Source organism: Sphingomonas sp. GW821-FHT12D09, assembly GCF_058807215.1.
In genome coordinates this window covers 268,642-283,845 of record NZ_JBXAQL010000003.1, presented here as the reverse complement: position 1 = coordinate 283,845, position 15,204 = coordinate 268,642, and the positions used below count along the sequence as shown (strand labels likewise).

General features: G+C 68.6%; 16 protein-coding genes. 6 read left to right on the top strand and 10 right to left on the bottom strand.

The genetic code is table 11. The annotated features are described in order from the left end of the window. Positions 1 to 11: 11 nt before the first annotated feature. The 7 genes from AC1RPL_RS14965 to AC1RPL_RS14935 form a co-directional block, all read right to left on the bottom strand. Positions 12 to 1,010, bottom strand: a complete 999-nt coding sequence (locus AC1RPL_RS14965) for a D-cysteine desulfhydrase family protein (protein WP_493070206.1) — start codon at positions 1,008 to 1,010, stop codon at positions 12 to 14. Next, positions 1,010 to 1,486 (bottom strand): hypothetical protein, encoded by a 477-nt coding sequence (locus AC1RPL_RS14960; RefSeq protein WP_493070204.1) that lies wholly within the window; start codon positions 1,484 to 1,486, stop codon positions 1,010 to 1,012. Before AC1RPL_RS14960 ends, AC1RPL_RS14965 begins: the two co-directional genes overlap by 1 nt. Positions 1,487 to 1,592: 106 nt before the next feature. Further along, positions 1,593 to 1,748, bottom strand: coding sequence for a hypothetical protein (locus tag AC1RPL_RS14955; protein WP_493070202.1), 156 nt, complete (start codon positions 1,746 to 1,748; stop codon positions 1,593 to 1,595). A 2-nt stretch (positions 1,749 to 1,750) separates the two neighbouring features. Beyond that, on the bottom strand, positions 1,751 to 5,158 hold the full coding sequence (locus AC1RPL_RS14950) for a chromosome segregation SMC family protein (protein WP_493070201.1): 3,408 nt from the start codon (positions 5,156 to 5,158) through the stop codon (positions 1,751 to 1,753). 23 nt (positions 5,159 to 5,181) lie between these two features. Continuing rightward, a complete protein-coding gene (locus AC1RPL_RS14945; RefSeq protein ID WP_493070199.1) occupies positions 5,182 to 5,940 on the bottom strand; it encodes a DsbA family protein in 759 nt (252 codons plus the stop codon). 27 nt (positions 5,941 to 5,967) lie between these two features. Beyond that, on the bottom strand, positions 5,968 to 6,666 hold the full coding sequence (locus AC1RPL_RS14940) for a thioredoxin domain-containing protein (RefSeq protein ID WP_493070198.1): 699 nt from the start codon (positions 6,664 to 6,666) through the stop codon (positions 5,968 to 5,970). Next, entirely contained in the window at positions 6,666 to 7,199 is a 534-nt protein-coding gene (locus AC1RPL_RS14935) for a DUF721 domain-containing protein (RefSeq protein ID WP_493070196.1), read from the bottom strand. Before AC1RPL_RS14935 ends, AC1RPL_RS14940 begins: the two co-directional genes overlap by 1 nt. Before the next feature lie 27 nt (positions 7,200 to 7,226). Between AC1RPL_RS14935 and AC1RPL_RS14930 the strand changes: the two genes are divergently transcribed. Genes AC1RPL_RS14930 through nudC form a run of 3 tightly spaced genes read left to right on the top strand, consistent with a single transcriptional unit; the run spans position 7,227 to position 10,419 of the window. Continuing rightward, entirely contained in the window at positions 7,227 to 8,282 is a 1,056-nt protein-coding gene (locus tag AC1RPL_RS14930) for an A/G-specific adenine glycosylase (RefSeq protein WP_493070194.1), read from the top strand. Further along, positions 8,270 to 9,553: a serine hydrolase domain-containing protein gene (locus tag AC1RPL_RS14925; RefSeq protein WP_493070192.1), complete on the top strand. Its 1,284-nt coding sequence runs from the start codon at positions 8,270 to 8,272 to the stop codon at positions 9,551 to 9,553. The genes AC1RPL_RS14930 and AC1RPL_RS14925 overlap by 13 nt, the downstream gene beginning before the upstream one ends. Continuing rightward, entirely contained in the window at positions 9,550 to 10,419 is an 870-nt protein-coding gene (gene nudC / locus AC1RPL_RS14920) for an NAD(+) diphosphatase (RefSeq protein WP_493070190.1), read from the top strand. Before AC1RPL_RS14925 ends, nudC begins: the two co-directional genes overlap by 4 nt. 32 nt (positions 10,420 to 10,451) lie before the next feature. Here the strand turns inward: nudC and AC1RPL_RS14915 are convergent, their stop codons facing one another. From AC1RPL_RS14915 to AC1RPL_RS14905, 3 genes are all read right to left on the bottom strand, one after another. Continuing rightward, positions 10,452 to 10,958 carry a hypothetical protein gene (locus AC1RPL_RS14915; RefSeq protein ID WP_493070188.1) on the bottom strand — a complete coding sequence of 169 codons (507 nt, stop codon included), beginning with the start codon at positions 10,956 to 10,958 and terminating at the stop codon, positions 10,452 to 10,454. Positions 10,959 to 10,972: 14 nt separating this feature from the next. Beyond that, the gene (locus AC1RPL_RS14910) at positions 10,973 to 11,251 is read right to left on the bottom strand and encodes a helix-turn-helix transcriptional regulator (RefSeq protein ID WP_493070186.1); all 279 of its coding nucleotides are present in this window, start codon (positions 11,249 to 11,251) and stop codon (positions 10,973 to 10,975) included. Positions 11,252 to 11,333: 82 nt separating this feature from the next. After that, positions 11,334 to 12,224, bottom strand: coding sequence for a prephenate dehydratase (locus AC1RPL_RS14905; RefSeq protein ID WP_493070185.1), 891 nt, complete (start codon positions 12,222 to 12,224; stop codon positions 11,334 to 11,336). Positions 12,225 to 12,326: 102 nt separating this feature from the next. On the opposite strand from AC1RPL_RS14905, the gene AC1RPL_RS14900 reads away from it, so the two are divergent. The 3 genes from AC1RPL_RS14900 to AC1RPL_RS14890 all read left to right on the top strand — a co-directional run bounded on the left by AC1RPL_RS14900 (position 12,327) and on the right by AC1RPL_RS14890 (position 15,203). After that, positions 12,327 to 12,998: a c-type cytochrome gene (locus tag AC1RPL_RS14900; RefSeq protein ID WP_493070183.1), complete on the top strand. Its 672-nt coding sequence runs from the start codon at positions 12,327 to 12,329 to the stop codon at positions 12,996 to 12,998. 86 nt (positions 12,999 to 13,084) lie between these two features. After that, complete coding sequence (locus tag AC1RPL_RS14895; protein ID WP_493070182.1) at positions 13,085 to 14,026, top strand: hypothetical protein; 942 nt, start codon at positions 13,085 to 13,087, stop codon at positions 14,024 to 14,026. Between the two features lie 67 nt (positions 14,027 to 14,093). Then, the gene (locus tag AC1RPL_RS14890) at positions 14,094 to 15,203 is read left to right on the top strand and encodes an HD-GYP domain-containing protein (RefSeq protein WP_493070181.1); all 1,110 of its coding nucleotides are present in this window, start codon (positions 14,094 to 14,096) and stop codon (positions 15,201 to 15,203) included. The last annotated feature ends 1 nt before the right edge of the window (position 15,204 follow it).

The window sequence follows — 15,204 nt, the reverse complement described above, 5'->3', positions numbered from 1 at the left end:
CGGGATGACGATCAGGCGGCAAACGCCGGCTGGTACGCGTACAACCCCGGCGTCCCGCCCGTCATCACGAACAGCACATCGCCCTGCAGCGACCCTTCGCGCAAGCCGGCGAGCATGCCTGCGAACGCTTTGCCGCTATAGACCGGATCGATCAGCAGCCCCTCCTGCCGTGCCATCAGCCGCACCGCGGCGAGCATTGCCTCGGTCGGGATGCCATAGGCTTCGCCCCGCTGCGAACCGTCGATCCGGATCGCCTCGGGCCGTATCTCCCAGCCGCCGAGCAGCGCGTGGGTCTGATGGGCGAGCGCGAGCGTGCCGCGTTCGGCCTCGGCCAGCTCGGCGAGCACTGTGAACGACAGCACGCGCCGCGGATCGTCCCCCGCAGCGGCCATGCCCGCGACCAGCCCGGCATGGGTGCCATGGCTGCCATTGGCGACCACGATCGTCCCGAAGGAAAATCCCAGCCCCGCCTCCTGCGCCCGGATCTCCGTTGCGCACGAAGCATAGCCAAGCGCTCCCACTGGGGAGGAGCCGCCCGCGCCGACCACATAGGGTTTGCGGCCCTCAGCCTTCAGTTCCTCGGCCCGCATATGCGCCGCCGCGAGTGCGTCGCTCCCGCGCGGCAAATGATGCACCGCCGCGCCGAACAGCGCGTCGAGCAGCTGGTTGCCGTTATGGAGATATGCGTCGTCCGCGCGCGGCACCGTGTCGGTCAGCATCAGCTCGACCGCCAGACCCATCCGCGCGGCGGCCGCCGCGCTCAGCCGGGCGTGGTTCGATTGCCGCGCGCCGGTGGTGATGAAGGTATCGCAACCCTGCTCGATCGCCGCGCCGAGCAGATATTCCAGCTTGCGCAGCTTGTTGCCGCCGCCGCCCAGCCCCATCAGGTCATCGCGCTTCACGAACAGCCGCGCGCCCTTCAGCCCCAAAGCTTGTTCGATCCGCTCCAGCCGCTGGATCGGCGTCGGCGCATCGAACAGCGGGACGCGAGGGAATTGCTGGCGGCCCATCAAAGCGCCGGCTTGCAGCCGCGGGTCTGGTAGACCCCGCGCAGGAAGCCGCGCCGCGCAAAGCCCGCCGCGATCGCCGCCTCCAGTTGACGCTGCGCCGATGCCGCGCCGCTCACTTCGCGGACGATGCCGCGAAACGGCACGATCAGCCCCGCCACCGTGTCGCCGGAGACCTTGAGCTTATGGCTCTTCCTGGGGTCGCTGTCCGCCACAAGGTCGGGCCCGAGCGCCTCGCTCAGTGCATTGAACGCGCCGGCGATGGCTCGGCATTTCGACAGGCCGGAAAGGCCATAGGGGTCGGCGCCTGCGCGCTGGAGCGCCGGCGGGATCTTGGTCTTGACCACGCCGACATCCTTGGCGGGCTGCGCGGCGATATCCTCGGCCTGCTTGCTGGTCGATTGCGGCTTGTCCTGCGCGAAGGCGGGGCCAGCGGAGAATGCCGCCAAGGCCAAGCCGATCCAAAGATTCGATCGCATCCTGTCTACTCCGCTGCCAGCAAAATTCTCCGCGCCGCCGAGATCGACCGAGGCGCGTCGCTGGATCGGCCTCGGCGCATTGAAACGGCGATCTGGGGAAAGCCGTTCATGGTTGCGATGCCCACCAATAGAGGAGCGCAAGCAACAGCGCGACGAAACAAATGCTGCCAATCACCACCAGCCATTCGGCGCGGCGGCCGAAACGCTCCGAGACAAGCCAAGTCAGGGTCTCGACGATCGCTTCGAACACGAACTCGATCACGATCACTCCGCCGCCAGCAGATTCTCCGCGCCGCCGAGATCGACCGAGACCAGCCGGCTCACCCCGCGCTCGACCATCGTCACGCCGAACAGCCGGTGCATGCGGCTCATCGTCGCGGCATTGTGGGTGACGATCAGGTAGCGGGTCGCGGTCTCTTCGGTCATCTTTTCGAGCAGGTCGCAGAAGCGGTCGATATTGGCGTCGTCCAATGGCGCATCGACTTCGTCGAGCACGCAGATCGGCGCCGGGTTGGTCAGGAACAGCGCGAAGATCAGCGCAACCGCGGTCAGCGCCTGCTCGCCGCCCGAAAGCAGGGTCAACGACTGGAGCTTCTTGCCCGGCGGCTGCGCCATGATCTCGAGCCCGGCTTCCAGTGGATCGTCCGAATCGATCAGCTCAAGATGCGCCTGGCCACCATTGAACAGCGTCGAGAACAGCCGGCGGAAATGCTGGTCGACGGCTTCGAATGCGGCCAGCAATCGTTGCCGCCCTTCGCGGTTGAGCGTGCCGATCGAGCCGCGCAGCTGGTTGACCGCCTGGTGCAGCTCGTCACGCTCGGCGGCATTGGTGGTGAAGGCGGCTTCGAGCTCGGCCAGCTCGGTCTCCGCGACCAGATTGACCGGCCCGATACGTTCGCGCTCGGCATTGAGCCGTTCGTGGGCGGTCGACTCCTCCTCGGGCGCACGCACCGTGGCTTCGTCGAATCCGGCTTTCTGGGGGAGGAGGGGAGGGGGGCATTCGAAGCGCTCGCCCGAGATGCGGCCCATCTCGATCCTGCGCATCTCCTGGTTCTCGGCGCGAGCGACCGCACCGGCGCGCGCTTCGCGGGCCTGGGCCAATATCTCGTTGGCGCCGCGCACCGCGCCCTCGGTCTCGCGCACCGCCATCTCGGCTTCGCGCTCGGCGGCCTGGGCGGCGGCGCTTTCGATCCGCGCCTTCTCGGTCGCGGCTTCGGCTTCGGCGAGCTGGGCGTCGAGCTGGGCGGGGCGGCCGGCAAGCGCTGCGCTCTCCTCGGCGAGCTGCACCGCGCGCTTCTCCATCTCGGCCCCGCGCCGCACCGCTTCGCCGGCACGCGACTTCCAGCTCTTGGCCTCGGCGCCCGCCGCGGCATGGCGCTCGCGCGCGGCGGAAATCTCGCGCTCCAGCGTGCCGCGCTCGGCGCGGGCGGAAGCGGCGGCGGCGCGCTTGGTCTCGGCGTCGGCGGAGAGCGATGCCACCCGTGCGCGCGTTTCGGTGCCGTCGGGCAAAGCCGCCTTGGCCGCCTCGGCGCGGTTGCTCTCGGTGGCGGCCTCGTCCTGCTCGGCGGCGACGCGGCGGATGCGCGTGTCGAGATCGGCGCGCTGCGAATCGAGCCGTTCGAGCTGCGAGGTAGCGCGGTCCTCGGCGCGCCCCGCCTCGCGGTCCGCATTGTCGGCATGTTCGAGCACCCGCCGGCAATCCGCGGCCGCGCGGCGCGCCTCGGTGATGTTCTCCTCGATCCGCGCCAGTTCCTTGTCGGCGCTCTCGACCGCGCGCACTGCCGCCGGCCGCGCCTTCTCGATCGCCGCGAGGCGGTTGACCCGCACCAGCCGCTCGGCTGCCGCCGCACCGCCCGATCTGGCGACATAGCCGTCCCAGCGCCGCAGGATTCCGCCAAGCGTAACCAGCCTTTGCCCGACCGCGAGCATCTGGCCCTTGTCCTCCTCGGCAACCAGCACTTGCGCCAGCCGTCGTGCCAGCCCCGCCGGCGCCTGGACATGCCGGCCGAGCGGCGAAGTATCCGCAGGCGCACCCGGATCGCCGGCCTGAGGCTCGGCCCCGGCCCAATAGCGCTCGGCGCTGGTATCGAGCCCGGCCTCGAGATCGTCGCCCAAGGCTGCCGCCAGCGCGCGCTCGTATCCCGCATCGACCTTTAATTTGTCGAGCAGCCGGTCCTTGTCCGAAGGTCGCGTCGCCTTGGCCAGCGCAGCGGCTTCGCTGTCGAGCTGGGCCAGCTCGGCATGCGCCGTGGCGCGCCCGGCCTGGGCATGGTTGCGCGCCTCGATCGCGGTGCGTTCCTCGGCATCGGCGCGGGCGAGCCCCGTGCGCGCACTCTCCGCCTGGCGGACCGCCTGGGCCCGCGCCTCGGCGGCGCGCTGCTTCTCGGCGTGTAAAGGCTCGGGGTCGGGCAGCGCCTTCAGCTCGGCATCGATCCGCGCCCGGTCGCGCTCCGATCGCTCGGCCCGCGTGCGCGCCGCCGCCAGCGCGGCTTCGGCAACACGGGCCTCGGCTGCTTCGCTCGCCTGCGCCGCCAGCGCCTGGGCCAGCGCCACTTCGGCATCGCGCGCGGCGCGCTCGGCCTCGGTCAGCGCCGCATCGAGATGGGGCATCCGTACCGCTGCGTCGGTGATGCGCCGGTCGAGCGTTTTGGTCTCCTCCTCCAGCCGCGCCAGCGCCTCGGCGGCGTCGCGGGCGAGTGCGCCCTCGCGGCCGCGATCCTCCTCCAGCCGGCGCACCGAATCCTGCAATTCCTGGAGGCGCCGCTCGACCGTCGCGCGTTCGGAGCGCAAAGTCGCGAGGCCGTGCATCGCCTCGGTCGCCTTGTCGCGCACGCTCAGCGCCTCGGCGCGCAACGTGGCGAGCTTCTCCGCCGCGGCCTGCTGCACCGCCACTGCCGAATCATGCGCCTGGGTTCGCGCGGCGACCAGTATCTCGGCCGCCACCGCTTCCTTCTTGGCAGCATCCGCCGCCGCCGCGGCATCGCGCCAGCGTGCGAAGATCATCCGCGCCTCGGCCACGCGGATCTTGTCGGAAAGCTCGCGGTAGCGCTCGGCCTGGCGCGCCTGGCGCTTCAGTTGCGCGGCGCGGTTCTCCTGGTCGCCGATGACTTCGTCGAGCCGCACCAGATTGGCCTCGGTCGCACGCAGGCGCTGTTCGGCATCCTTGCGGCGCACGTGCAGGCCGGCGATGCCGGCCGCCTCTTCCAGCATCGCGCGGCGCTCGCCGGGCTTGGCCTGGATGATCGCGCCGATCCGCCCCTGGCTGACCAAAGCGGGCGAGTGCGCGCCCGTCGCCGAATCGGCGAAGAGCAGGGCGACGTCCTTGGCGCGGACGTCGCGGCCGTTGATCCGATAGGCGGAGCCGGCGCCTCGTTCGATGCGGCGGACGACTTCCATCTCGTCATCCTCGCCGACCTGGTCGGCCTGGATCGAGACTTCGGCGAAGTCGCGCGACGGCCGAGTCGCGGTGCCGGCGAAGATCACGTCTTCCATGCCGGCGCCGCGCATCGACTTGGCGCTGGTCTCGCCCATCACCCAGCGCAGCGCTTCGAGCAGGTTCGACTTGCCGCAGCCATTGGGGCCGACGATTCCCGTCAGCCCCGGCTCGATGCGCAGATCAGCCGGGTCGACGAAGCTCTTGAAGCCCGTCAGCCGCAGCCGCTTGATCTGCACGGCGGCCCCCTAGCGCCGCGGCGTCAGCGCGCGCCCGCCGCCTTGAGCAGCGGTTCGAGCTGCTCCCAGGTGCCGGCCTCGACCTTCTTGCCGTTGATGAAGAAGCTCGGCGTCGAGTTCACGCCATAGACGGTGGCGCCATCGGCATTGACCTTGGCGATCTCGTCGATCTTCGCCTTGTCGGCCAGGCACTGGCGCGCCTTGGCTTCGGGCACGCCGATCTGCTTCATGAAATCGATCATGCCGAGCTGCTCGGCAAAGCCGACCGCGGCCTGGGGCGGCGGCAGCTGCTGGAGCTGCTGGGCCAGCTGCGGCTGGGTCTTCACCAGCGCCTCGGTGCGCTCGAGGAAATGGTCCTGGTTCTCATAGAACCGGTCGAGCACCGGGAAGAAATTCTCGTCGGGCACGCACTGGTTGAGCAGCGCTGCCGCCAGATCGGGGGCGCCGTGGATCAGGAAGTCGCGGAATTCCCAGCTGACCTTGCCCGTCGAGATGTACTTTGCGCGCAGCGGCTCGGGCGCGGTGCGGCCGAACATCCCGCAATAGGGGCAGTTGCGCGAGCCATACTCGACCAGCTTGATCGGCGCATTGGGATTGCCCTGAAGGTAACCGCCGTCCTTGGTCTTGGCGATCGTGTCGACCCATGCCTTGCCGGCGGGCGCAGTGACGGAGGCGACCGGCGTCGCCGAGGAAACGGCCGCGCTGCTGTTGCCCTTGTCGTCGCCGCCGCACGCCGCGAGCGTGAGGAGCGGGATCAGGACCATGGCCAATTTGGTACGCATAAAGATGCCTTCTCCAGATATTCGAATTCAGGCGCCGTTTGCCCAGAGCTCGGGCAGCAGCCTGTCCCAGCTAAAGGCGCTTACCTTGCGCGTGTTGACGATGAAAGATGGGGTGCTGTTGACCTTGTAGACCGCCACCGCGTCGGCATTGGTCTTGGCGATGCGGGCGATCAGCTTGGGGTCGGCGAGGCACTGGCGCGCCTTCGCCTCTGGCAGGCCCTGCGTCTGCATGAAGGCGATCAGGCCCATGCCCTCGGCAAAGCGTGTCGCCATCTGCGGCGCCGGCAGCTTCTGCCAGGCATCGGCCTGCTTGGTCTCGACCAGCTTGACCAGCCTGTCCTCGAACTGGCGCTGGTTGGCGAAGAGCGCGTCGAGCACGGGGAAGAAACGCTGCGTCGGCACGCACTGGTTGAGCAGCGCCATCGCCAGGTCCGGCGCGCCGTGGATCAGGAAGTCGCGGAACTCGTAGCTCACCTTGCCGCTGGCGATATAGTCGCGGCGCAGCGCCGGCACGCCCTCGGCGGCGAAGCGCCCGCAGGTCGGGCAGCCGCGCGAGCCATATTCGACCAGCTTGACCGGCGCATCGGGATTGCCCTGGCGATAGCCGCCCTGCGGGGTCATCACGACCGTCGCTTCCCAGTTCTGGGCGGGTTTGGCCTGCTGCGCCGAAGCGCCGCCGATCAGGGCCAGCACCGCGGCGCCGGAAATTGCAAACAGAGTGCGCATCAGTCGATCCGGCCGATCTTGGGCTTCTCGTCGCTCGCCACCACGCCGGCGGCCAGCGCTTCGAGCACGGCCTTGAGCTCGGGGTCGGCGATGCCGCGCAGGCTCTCGCCCATCGCTTCGCTGAGCGGCTTCAGGCTGGGCGGAGGCGCTGCCTTTTCGGGCGCCTTTATCTGGCCGTGGCGGATGGCGAGCTTGGCGACCGCGGCATAGCCGAAGAAGCGGTTCACCCGCTCGACGATCTCGGGCGCGATATGCTGCATCGTCGGGGCATGCGCGCCCGATACGATCAGGTGGAGCACCCCCTGCTCGCGCTTGCCCTGGGGAAAGCGGATCGATTCGGGTGCCGAGACGCGGGCATAGCGCTCGCCGACGATCTCCACCCAGCGGCTGACGATCGAATGCTGGACGAAGCCGAACTTGCGGAAGCTCGCCCGGCCGACATCGGGCAGCAGCTCGGAGACCGAGCGGGCGCGGAGCGCGCGCGGCGGCACCGGGGCCGGCTGGCGGGTCGTGGTCCTGGGGGGCTTCGTCATTTCCACCAACCCATGCCATAGGGCCCTGTGCCCGACAACGCCCCTCGCGCAATCGCCGCTGCGCTGCTCCCCTGGTATGACCGCAATGCCCGCGATCTGCCCTGGCGCGCGCGGCCCGGTGCCAATGCGCCGGACCCTTATCGCGTCTGGCTGTCGGAGGTGATGCTGCAGCAGACGCAAGTGGCCAGCGTCATTCCCTATTTCGACAAGTTCACCCGGGCCTGGCCGAGCGTCGAGGCGCTTGCAGCAAGCGAGGACGCCGACCTCATGGCCGCCTGGGCGGGGCTCGGCTATTATGCCCGCGCCCGCAATCTGCTCGCCTGTGCCCGCGAAGTGGCACGGCGCGGCGGCTTCCCCGACACCGAACGGGCGCTGCGCGAACTGCCCGGCGTCGGCGGCTACACCGCGGCGGCGATCGCGGCGATCGCCTTTGGCCGGCGCGCCGTGGTGGTCGATGCCAATGTCGAGCGCGTCGTCTCGCGGCTGTTCGCCGTCGAGGAGCCGCTGCCCCGCGCCAGGGCCGGGATCTACGCACTCACCGATTCGGTCACCCCGGACACGCGCTCCGGCGACTTCGCCCAGGCGATGATGGACCTGGGCAGTGGCATCTGCACCGCCCGGAGCCCGCGCTGCCTGCTCTGCCCCTTGCGCGAGCATTGCGCTGGCTTCGCCTCGGGCGCGCCCGAACGCTTCCCGGTCAAGGCCGCCAAGCCGCCCAAGCCCCAGCGCCACGGCACGATGTTCTGGCTGGAGCGGGAGGGGCAGGTGCTGCTCGTCCGCCGCCCGGACAAGGGCTTGCTCGGCGGCATGCGCGCCTTGCCCACCGGTCCCTGGGTCGATTCGGCACCCGGCCTCGAAGGCGCGCCGGCCGAGGCGCACTGGCAAGTGCTCGGCGAGACGGTCAGCCACGGCTTCACCCATTTCAACCTGGATGTCGGACTTGCGGCTGCAACGATCCCGTCGCATGCAGGCGCCGTCGTTGCAGGTGAGTGGTGGCCGATCGCCGATCTCGAATCGGCCGGATTGCCCACTGTGTTCGCCAAGGCGGCACGGACATTCAGGAGAGTGCTATGCGCGGTCTGATCGGTTTTGGCTTCGGCCTGGTGGCGTTGGCATCGCCCGCATTCGCGCAGACCGCCCCCAAGCCGCCCGCTGCGCCCGATGTGTCCGCGGAGACCGCGCTCGCCAGGCGCTATGTCGCCGAGGGCAAGGTGCCCGGCATCGTCATCCTCACCGGCCGTCCCAATGGCACGATTACCGTGGTCAGCGAAGGCCGCGTCGCCGATGAGGCGAGCGCCCACCAGGCCGATGCCGATAGCCTGTGGCGCGTCTATTCGATGACCAAGCCGATCACCGGCATCGCCGCGATGATCCTGGTCGAGGAAGGCAAGCTCGGCCTCGACCAGCCGATCAGCGATTTCATCCCGGCATTCAAGACCATGAAGGTGCTGGTCGATCCCTCCAAGGACCTGACCACCCGCCCGGCGACGAAGCCGATCACGGTGCGCAACCTGCTCACCCACACCGCGGGCCTGGGCTACAACATCATCACCAAGGGGCCTTTGCTCGACGAGTATAACCGGCTTGGCATCAACCCGGCCCAGGTGAACGCCCAGATGGAAGTCCAGATGGCGGCCGCGCGCCCCGACAGCCTCGAGGAGTTCGCCAACCGCACCGCGACGCTGCCGCTGATCGCGGAACCCGGCGCCAAGTGGAGCTATTCGATCGGCCTCGACATTCTCGGCCGCGTGATCGAAGTCGCCGCCGGCATGCCCTTCGACCAGTTCGTCAACACGCGCATCTTCACGCCGCTCAAGATGGACGAGAGCTACTGGAAGGTGCCGGCGGACAAGGCCGGCAATTTCGCCACCGTCTATGCCAATATCGGCGCGACCCGGGCGCCTGCCGATCCGGCGGCCAGCTCGATCTATCTGAAGAAGCCCGAATTCCCCTATGGCGGCGCGGGCCTGGTCATGTCGGCACGCGACTATGACCGGTTCCTCCACATGCTGCTCAACGGCGGCGAGCTGGACGGCGCGCGCATCCTCAAGCCCGAGACGGTGGCGATCGCGATGTCGAACCTGCTGCCGGCGGGCGCGGACACGTCGATCCTCAACGAGACCGGCAAGGATACCGGCGTCCAGCTCGGCTTCGGCGCGGGCGGCTCGGTCTATCTCGCCGATGTGCCGGGCGGCCCGGGCAAGGGCACCTATGGCTGGGGCGGCGCTGCCGGCACGATCGGCTGGGTCGATCCGGTCCACAAGGTCCGCGGCACGGTGATGATCAACCTGTTCGGCGACACGCCGCTCAAGCGCGAGGCTTCCAAGGCGATCTACGCCGATATCTCCAAATGAAGCTGCCCGGCTTCACCGGCAACACGCTCGACCGCGCCGACCGCGTCCGCCACGAGCCCGAACTGCTCGCGGCGGCGCTCGCGGATGCGCGCGCACGGCTGCTGGTGCTCACCGGCCTGGACCCGGTGCTCGACGAGGACGGCCGGCTGACCTGGACCGACTTGGCCGAGGCGCGGGGGCCGCTGCTCTTCCTCGGCCATGACCAGGGTGTGCCACGCTTCGTGTCCGCATTGCCCGATGACGAGCCCGTGCCGATGGGCCGATCGCCGGCGATGTTCGCACTGCTCGATCGCTTCGCCGCGCCCGATGCCGCCAATTATGCCGCCGCGCGCAGCCTGGTCTTCTGGCACGGCCGCCACCGTTTCTGCGCCAATTGCGGGTCGGCCACGGTGATCGGCCACGCCGGCTGGTCGCGGCATTGCCCCAATTGCGGCGCCGAGCATTTCCCCCGCGTCGAGCCGGTGGTCATCATGCTCGCGGAAGTTGGCGACAAGGCGCTGCTCGGCCGCCAGCCGAGCTGGCCGCCCGGCCGCTATTCGGCACTCGCCGGTTTCCTCGAGGTCGGCGAGGCGATCGAGGAAGCGGTGCGGCGCGAAACGTTCGAAGAGGCCGGTATCCAGATCGGGGCGGTCCGTTACGTAGCCAGCCAGCCCTGGCCCTTCCCGGCATCGCTGATGGTCGCCTGCATCGGCGAAGCGCTGAACGACGATATCGCGATCGACGCCAATGAGCTGGAGGACGCCCGCTGGTTCACCCGCGACGAGGTGCGGATGGCGCTCGCCCGCGACCCCGCTGCACCGTTCCTAGGCCCGCCACATTATGCCATCGCGCATACGCTGCTGACGGCCTGGGCAGAGGGCGGCTAACCAATCATGACGGAATGAAGTGGTGTTCTCATTCAATCCTCTTCCACCGGCCGCAGCGCCCAGCTCGCCTGCAGCGTCGGCACCGCGAGATAGAGCACCAGCAGAAGGTGTGCGAAGTTTCGCAGCTGGTTGATCAACTGCAGCGTGTCCCATTTGTCGATCGCCGCCAGCCCGACCAGCACCCAGATGCCCAGATAGGCTGTGAAGGTCACGCTGGCGAAGCCATAGAGGAAGGCGCGCTGGCGCACCTGACGGTCGAACTCGTCGGCCAGCTTGGGCCCGCCCCACGGCTTGATCGGCCCGAACAGCGGCAGGAAGATCCCGATCACGAAGCCGATCGAGATCGCGCCATAGGCCCAATAGACCATCTCGGGGCGCGCCAGTCCCCAGATCCACCCACCGGTCGCGCAGGCCAGCGCGAGGATCGGCAGCCAGCGGAAGTGGCGGCGGCGGATATCGTCCCGGGCAAGCGCGGGCACGCCGGTCAGGCTGGCCGCGGCGTCGAGCCTGGCGAAGAGGCGCTGGTTGAAACGGGACATGGCAGTCTCCGGGGTCATTCGGCCGCGCGGCGCAGTGCCGCGGCGACCGATTCGAAGGGGGCGAAGGAGAAAAGCAGCTCGACGGGCGCGTCGAACACCGCGGCGATCTTCATGCCGAGCTCGAGGCTGGGGCTGTAGTCGCCGCGCTCGAGATAGCCGATCGTCTGGGGGTTCACCCCCACCGCCTCGGCGAGTTCGCGCCGGCTCATCCCGCGTTCGGCGCGAAACAGGGCGATACGGTTGTGGATCTGGGGCAATTTGGCGACTCGGATGACGATATATTGTCTATACACAACGATACGTCGTGAGAGTCAAGCAAGCGCCTCCCGCGCCGAAAACAGGTTTCGGCGTGGACCTGGCTGCCTTCGGTGTCCGCTACGCCCGTTCGCGCGCCTGCGGATAGCTGCCGAGCACGCGCATCCACTTGGTGTGGAACTTCAATTCCTCGAGCGCCCGGCCGACCGGCGCCTCGGTGGGGCTGCCGACGATGTCCGCATAGAACTCCGTCGCCGCGAAGCTGCCGCCGCGCTGGTAGCTCTCCAGCTTGGTCATGTTGACACCGTTGGTCGCGAAGCCGCCCAGCGCCTTGTAGAGCGCGGCGGGGACGTTCTTCACTTCGAAGACGAGCGTGGTCATCGCCGGGCCTTCCGCCTCGGTCGGCGCCGCCTCGCGCGCCAGGATAACGAAGCGCGTCATGTTGTGCTCGGCATCGGCGATGTCCTCGCCCAACATCTTCAGGCCATAGAGCGCGGCCGCGCCCGGGGGCGCCAGCGCCGCGACGCTGGCATCGCCCTGTTCGGCGACCACCGCGGCGGCACCCGCCGTATCGGGATAGGCGAGCGGCTGGATGCCCTGCGCCTTCAGCCAGTGGCGGCACTGGCCCAGCGCCTGGGGATGGCTCATCGCCTGCTTGACGCCTTCGATCGGGCCCAGGCCCATCAGCCCGTAGCGGATCGGCAGGAAATGCTCGCCGATGATCGACAGCCCCGATTCGGGCAGCAGGAAATGGATGTCGGCGACGCGGCCGTGCAGCGAATTCTCGATCGGGATCATCGCGCAGCCGGCACGGCCTTCCTTCACTGCGTCGATCGCGTCCTCGAACGAGAAGCAGGGCAGCGGCAGGCCGTCGGGAAAGGCTTCGCGCACCGCAATGTGCGAATTGGCGCCGGGCGCGCCCTGAAAGGCGACGGCGCGCACGGGCGTGCTGGCGGCGGCCTCGGTCATCTCCGCGACGAGCTTCCTCGCCGGGCTTGCGAAATTCTCCATAGCGCGCGGGGGCTAGCCGCCGGACCTTCATGCCGCAAGCCCCGCTTGCTTTCGTTGCATTGCCCGCTTTAAAGGAACGCAACTATTCCGCAGGGGCACTTCATGGACAATCGGTTCAATACGATCGCGGGCTGGGCACTTGCGGGCGGTATCGCGGCGCTCGGGCTTTCGATTGTCAGCGGCATGTATTTTCACGCCGAGCGCCCGGAGCACATGGGCTATGTGATCGAAGGCGTCGAGGAAGCCAGCGAAGGCGGTGCGGCAGCCGTGGCACCGATCGCGACTCGCCTGGCCAGCGCAGATCTCGCCAAGGGCGAAGCCTCGTTCAAGAAGTGCATGGCCTGCCACACGATCAATTCGGGCGGCCCCAACGGTATCGGACCGAACCTCTACGCGACGATGGGTGAGGGCATTGCCGAGGGCAAGGGCGGCTTCGCCTTCTCGGATGCGCTCAAGGCCGTCGGCGGCAAGTGGGACTTCGACAAGATGGACGCGTGGCTGACCAACCCGCGCAAGTTCGCCACCGGCACCAAGATGACCTTCGCGGGCATCCCCGATGCGCAGGAGCGCGCGAACGTGATCGCCTATCTCAACAGCCAGGGCTCGAACCTGCCGCTGCCGGCAGCACCCGCCGCCGGCGCCGCGCCTGCCGAAGGCAATGTGACCGACGACAAGGCGCCCGGCGGCAATCTTTCGAACCAGGCGACTCCGGCGGAGGGCATGCCTTCCAAGGATCCGGCCGCGAAGGTTCAGGCGGAGAAGAAGGGCGTCTGAGAGCGGCGCGACGACGAAATTGCAGGGCGCCGCGGGTGATTCCGCGGCGCTTTTGATTCTCCAGGGTCAGGATAGCCGCGACGCCCATGCCCAGCTCCCAGTCCCGCAAGCTGTCGACGCGGCTCGTCGTGCGCCAGGTGTCGGAGCTGCTGCTGGCGCGCAGCCGGCGCGGGCTGGCACTGGTGCCGCAGGAGCGGCTCGCCGGTTTCGTGTTCGAAGTCGTGCTGGGCGGCAGCATCGCGCATCATCCCTATCGCGATCCCGATACGGGCCGCTGGATCGGCGTGGAGGATGCCGCCACGCTCGGGCGGCCGGTCAACGCCAATGCCATCGCCCATTCGATGCGCCTGCCGCATACCACCGTGCGGCGGCGCGCGGCCGAGTTGGTCGCGGCCGAGATGCTGGTGCGCGGCCCCAGCGGCTTCAGCGTGGCGCCCCGCTTCTTCGAGGGCGAAATCCTCACCCGCCTTGCTACCGAGGATGCCGCCGATCTCATGCGCGTGCTGCGCCGGCTCGCGGAGGCGGGCTATGGACCGGCTGCCAGGGCGCTCGACGCCGCACCGTCCTTGCCGCCCGGCGTGGTCGAAAGGCTGGTCCTCGCCTTCAGCCTGCGCGCGCTCGAGACGCTCACAGCGCTTTATGGCGACGTCACCGCCGGAACGATCGCGGCGGCGATCACCGCCGCCAATGTCCGCCGCGTGACCGAGGATCCGCAGCTCTCGAAACTCTATTCCGGCGAGGACATGCCGCCACCCGACGCGGTGCGCGAGCCCATCTCGTTGCGCGCGCTGTCCCGCGCCATCGATCTGCCCTTCGAGACCATTCGCCGCCGGGTCCAAGCGTTGATCGCGCGCGGTATCGTCGTGCGGCACGGCGCCGGCGTGATGGTGCCCGCCCATGTGTTGAGCAGCGAACGCCATATCGAGGATAACCGGCGCATCGCGCTGCATTTCGAGCAGATGCTGCAGGCCTTCGTCAATTTGAGCACGGCCAAGCCGGTGCTTGACCCATTCTGGCAGGCCGGCTGATTGATCTTACATCCGAAATGGACCTACGATCTCCCGATACATAAGGCCGCACAGGCCAGGGGGTTGCATGGAGCCTTCGCATCCATCGGAGCGAAGCACCGAGCAAGGCGGGCTGAACGCCGGCGAATGGCGCGATTTCGGCACTGCCGAACCGCCGGCCGAAGCGCCGCGCCCCACCGCGCCGGTCCGCCGGCTCTCCGCCACCAAGCTCTTTATCAACGCCAGGCCCGGCAGCCTCGCCCAGGAGCGCGATCGCGCCCGCCAGATCGTTGGCATGGCCAAGGATACCGTCACCGAGACTTTCTCGGATATCCGTTTCGGACGAAAGCTCCAGGCTGCCAATCTCGCGCCCGTCGTCTCTGCGATAGCCGCCTCGGTCGCGCGCAGCCCCACCGCGCTACCCAGCGTCACCCGGTTCAAGCTTCACGACGAATATACCTATCTTCATTCGGTCGCGGTCTGCGGGTTGATGCTCGCGCTGGGCAACGAATTGCGCCTGAGCCCCGAGCTGACGCAGGAGATCGGCCTGGCCGGCCTGCTCCACGATATCGGCAAGGCCAGGATCGATGCGGAGCTGCTCAACAAGCCCGGTCCGCTCGATCTCGACGAATATGCCAAGGTCCAGGCGCACACGCTGCGCGGCTATGAGCTGCTGCGCGATTCGGGAATCGAATCCGAGATCGCGCTGGATGTGTGCCTGCATCATCACGAGCGGATCGACGGCAAGGGCTATCCGTCGGGCATCTCGCAGGAGACGCTGAGCATCCACGCCCGCATGGCGGCGGTGTGCGACGTGTTCGACGCGGTCACCTCGAACCGCGCCTATAAGCGCAGCTGGTCGCCGGGCGCGGCGCTCGACTGGATGATGGGCACCACCGGCCATTTCGATCCGCGCGTGCTGCGCGCCTTTCGCAGCCTGCTCGGTGTATTTCCGGTCGGCTCGTTGGTCTTGCTCGGGAGCCAGCGTCTCGCGGTCGTCGTCGATGAGCCGGCCGATATGCCGACCACGCCCGATGTCGCGGTCTTCCTGTGCGCCAACAGCAGGCGCGAACTGGCGCCGATGCGCGTCAGCACCCGCTCGGATCCGATCGTCGGGCTCGAGATGGCGGGGAAATGGGGGCTCGCCGATTTCGAGCCGCAGCGCGAGCAGCTGCTGGACGAGTTCGGGACCGCCTAGC

What these genes read in the sequence shown, in the direction of transcription:
- AC1RPL_RS14965 (WP_493070206.1), bottom strand. Translation starts at nt 1,010, where the DNA reads ATGGGCCGCCAGCAATTCCCTCGCGTCCCGCTGTTCGATGCGCCGACG.
- AC1RPL_RS14945 (WP_493070199.1), bottom strand. Translation starts at nt 5,940, where the DNA reads ATGCGTACCAAATTGGCCATGGTCCTGATCCCGCTCCTCACGCTCGCG.
- AC1RPL_RS14960 (WP_493070204.1), bottom strand. Translation starts at nt 1,486, where the DNA reads ATGCGATCGAATCTTTGGATCGGCTTGGCCTTGGCGGCATTCTCCGCT.
- AC1RPL_RS14900 (WP_493070183.1), top strand. Translation starts at nt 12,327, where the DNA reads ATGGACAATCGGTTCAATACGATCGCGGGCTGGGCACTTGCGGGCGGT.
- AC1RPL_RS14895 (WP_493070182.1), top strand. Translation starts at nt 13,085, where the DNA reads ATGCCCAGCTCCCAGTCCCGCAAGCTGTCGACGCGGCTCGTCGTGCGC.
- AC1RPL_RS14925 (WP_493070192.1), top strand. Translation starts at nt 8,270, where the DNA reads ATGCGCGGTCTGATCGGTTTTGGCTTCGGCCTGGTGGCGTTGGCATCG.
- AC1RPL_RS14935 (WP_493070196.1), bottom strand. Translation starts at nt 7,199, where the DNA reads ATGACGAAGCCCCCCAGGACCACGACCCGCCAGCCGGCCCCGGTGCCG.
- AC1RPL_RS14905 (WP_493070185.1), bottom strand. Translation starts at nt 12,224, where the DNA reads ATGGAGAATTTCGCAAGCCCGGCGAGGAAGCTCGTCGCGGAGATGACC.
- AC1RPL_RS14915 (WP_493070188.1), bottom strand. Translation starts at nt 10,958, where the DNA reads ATGTCCCGTTTCAACCAGCGCCTCTTCGCCAGGCTCGACGCCGCGGCC.
- AC1RPL_RS14940 (WP_493070198.1), bottom strand. Translation starts at nt 6,666, where the DNA reads ATGCGCACTCTGTTTGCAATTTCCGGCGCCGCGGTGCTGGCCCTGATC.
- AC1RPL_RS14890 (WP_493070181.1), top strand. Translation starts at nt 14,094, where the DNA reads ATGGAGCCTTCGCATCCATCGGAGCGAAGCACCGAGCAAGGCGGGCTG.
- nudC (WP_493070190.1), top strand. Translation starts at nt 9,550, where the DNA reads ATGAAGCTGCCCGGCTTCACCGGCAACACGCTCGACCGCGCCGACCGC.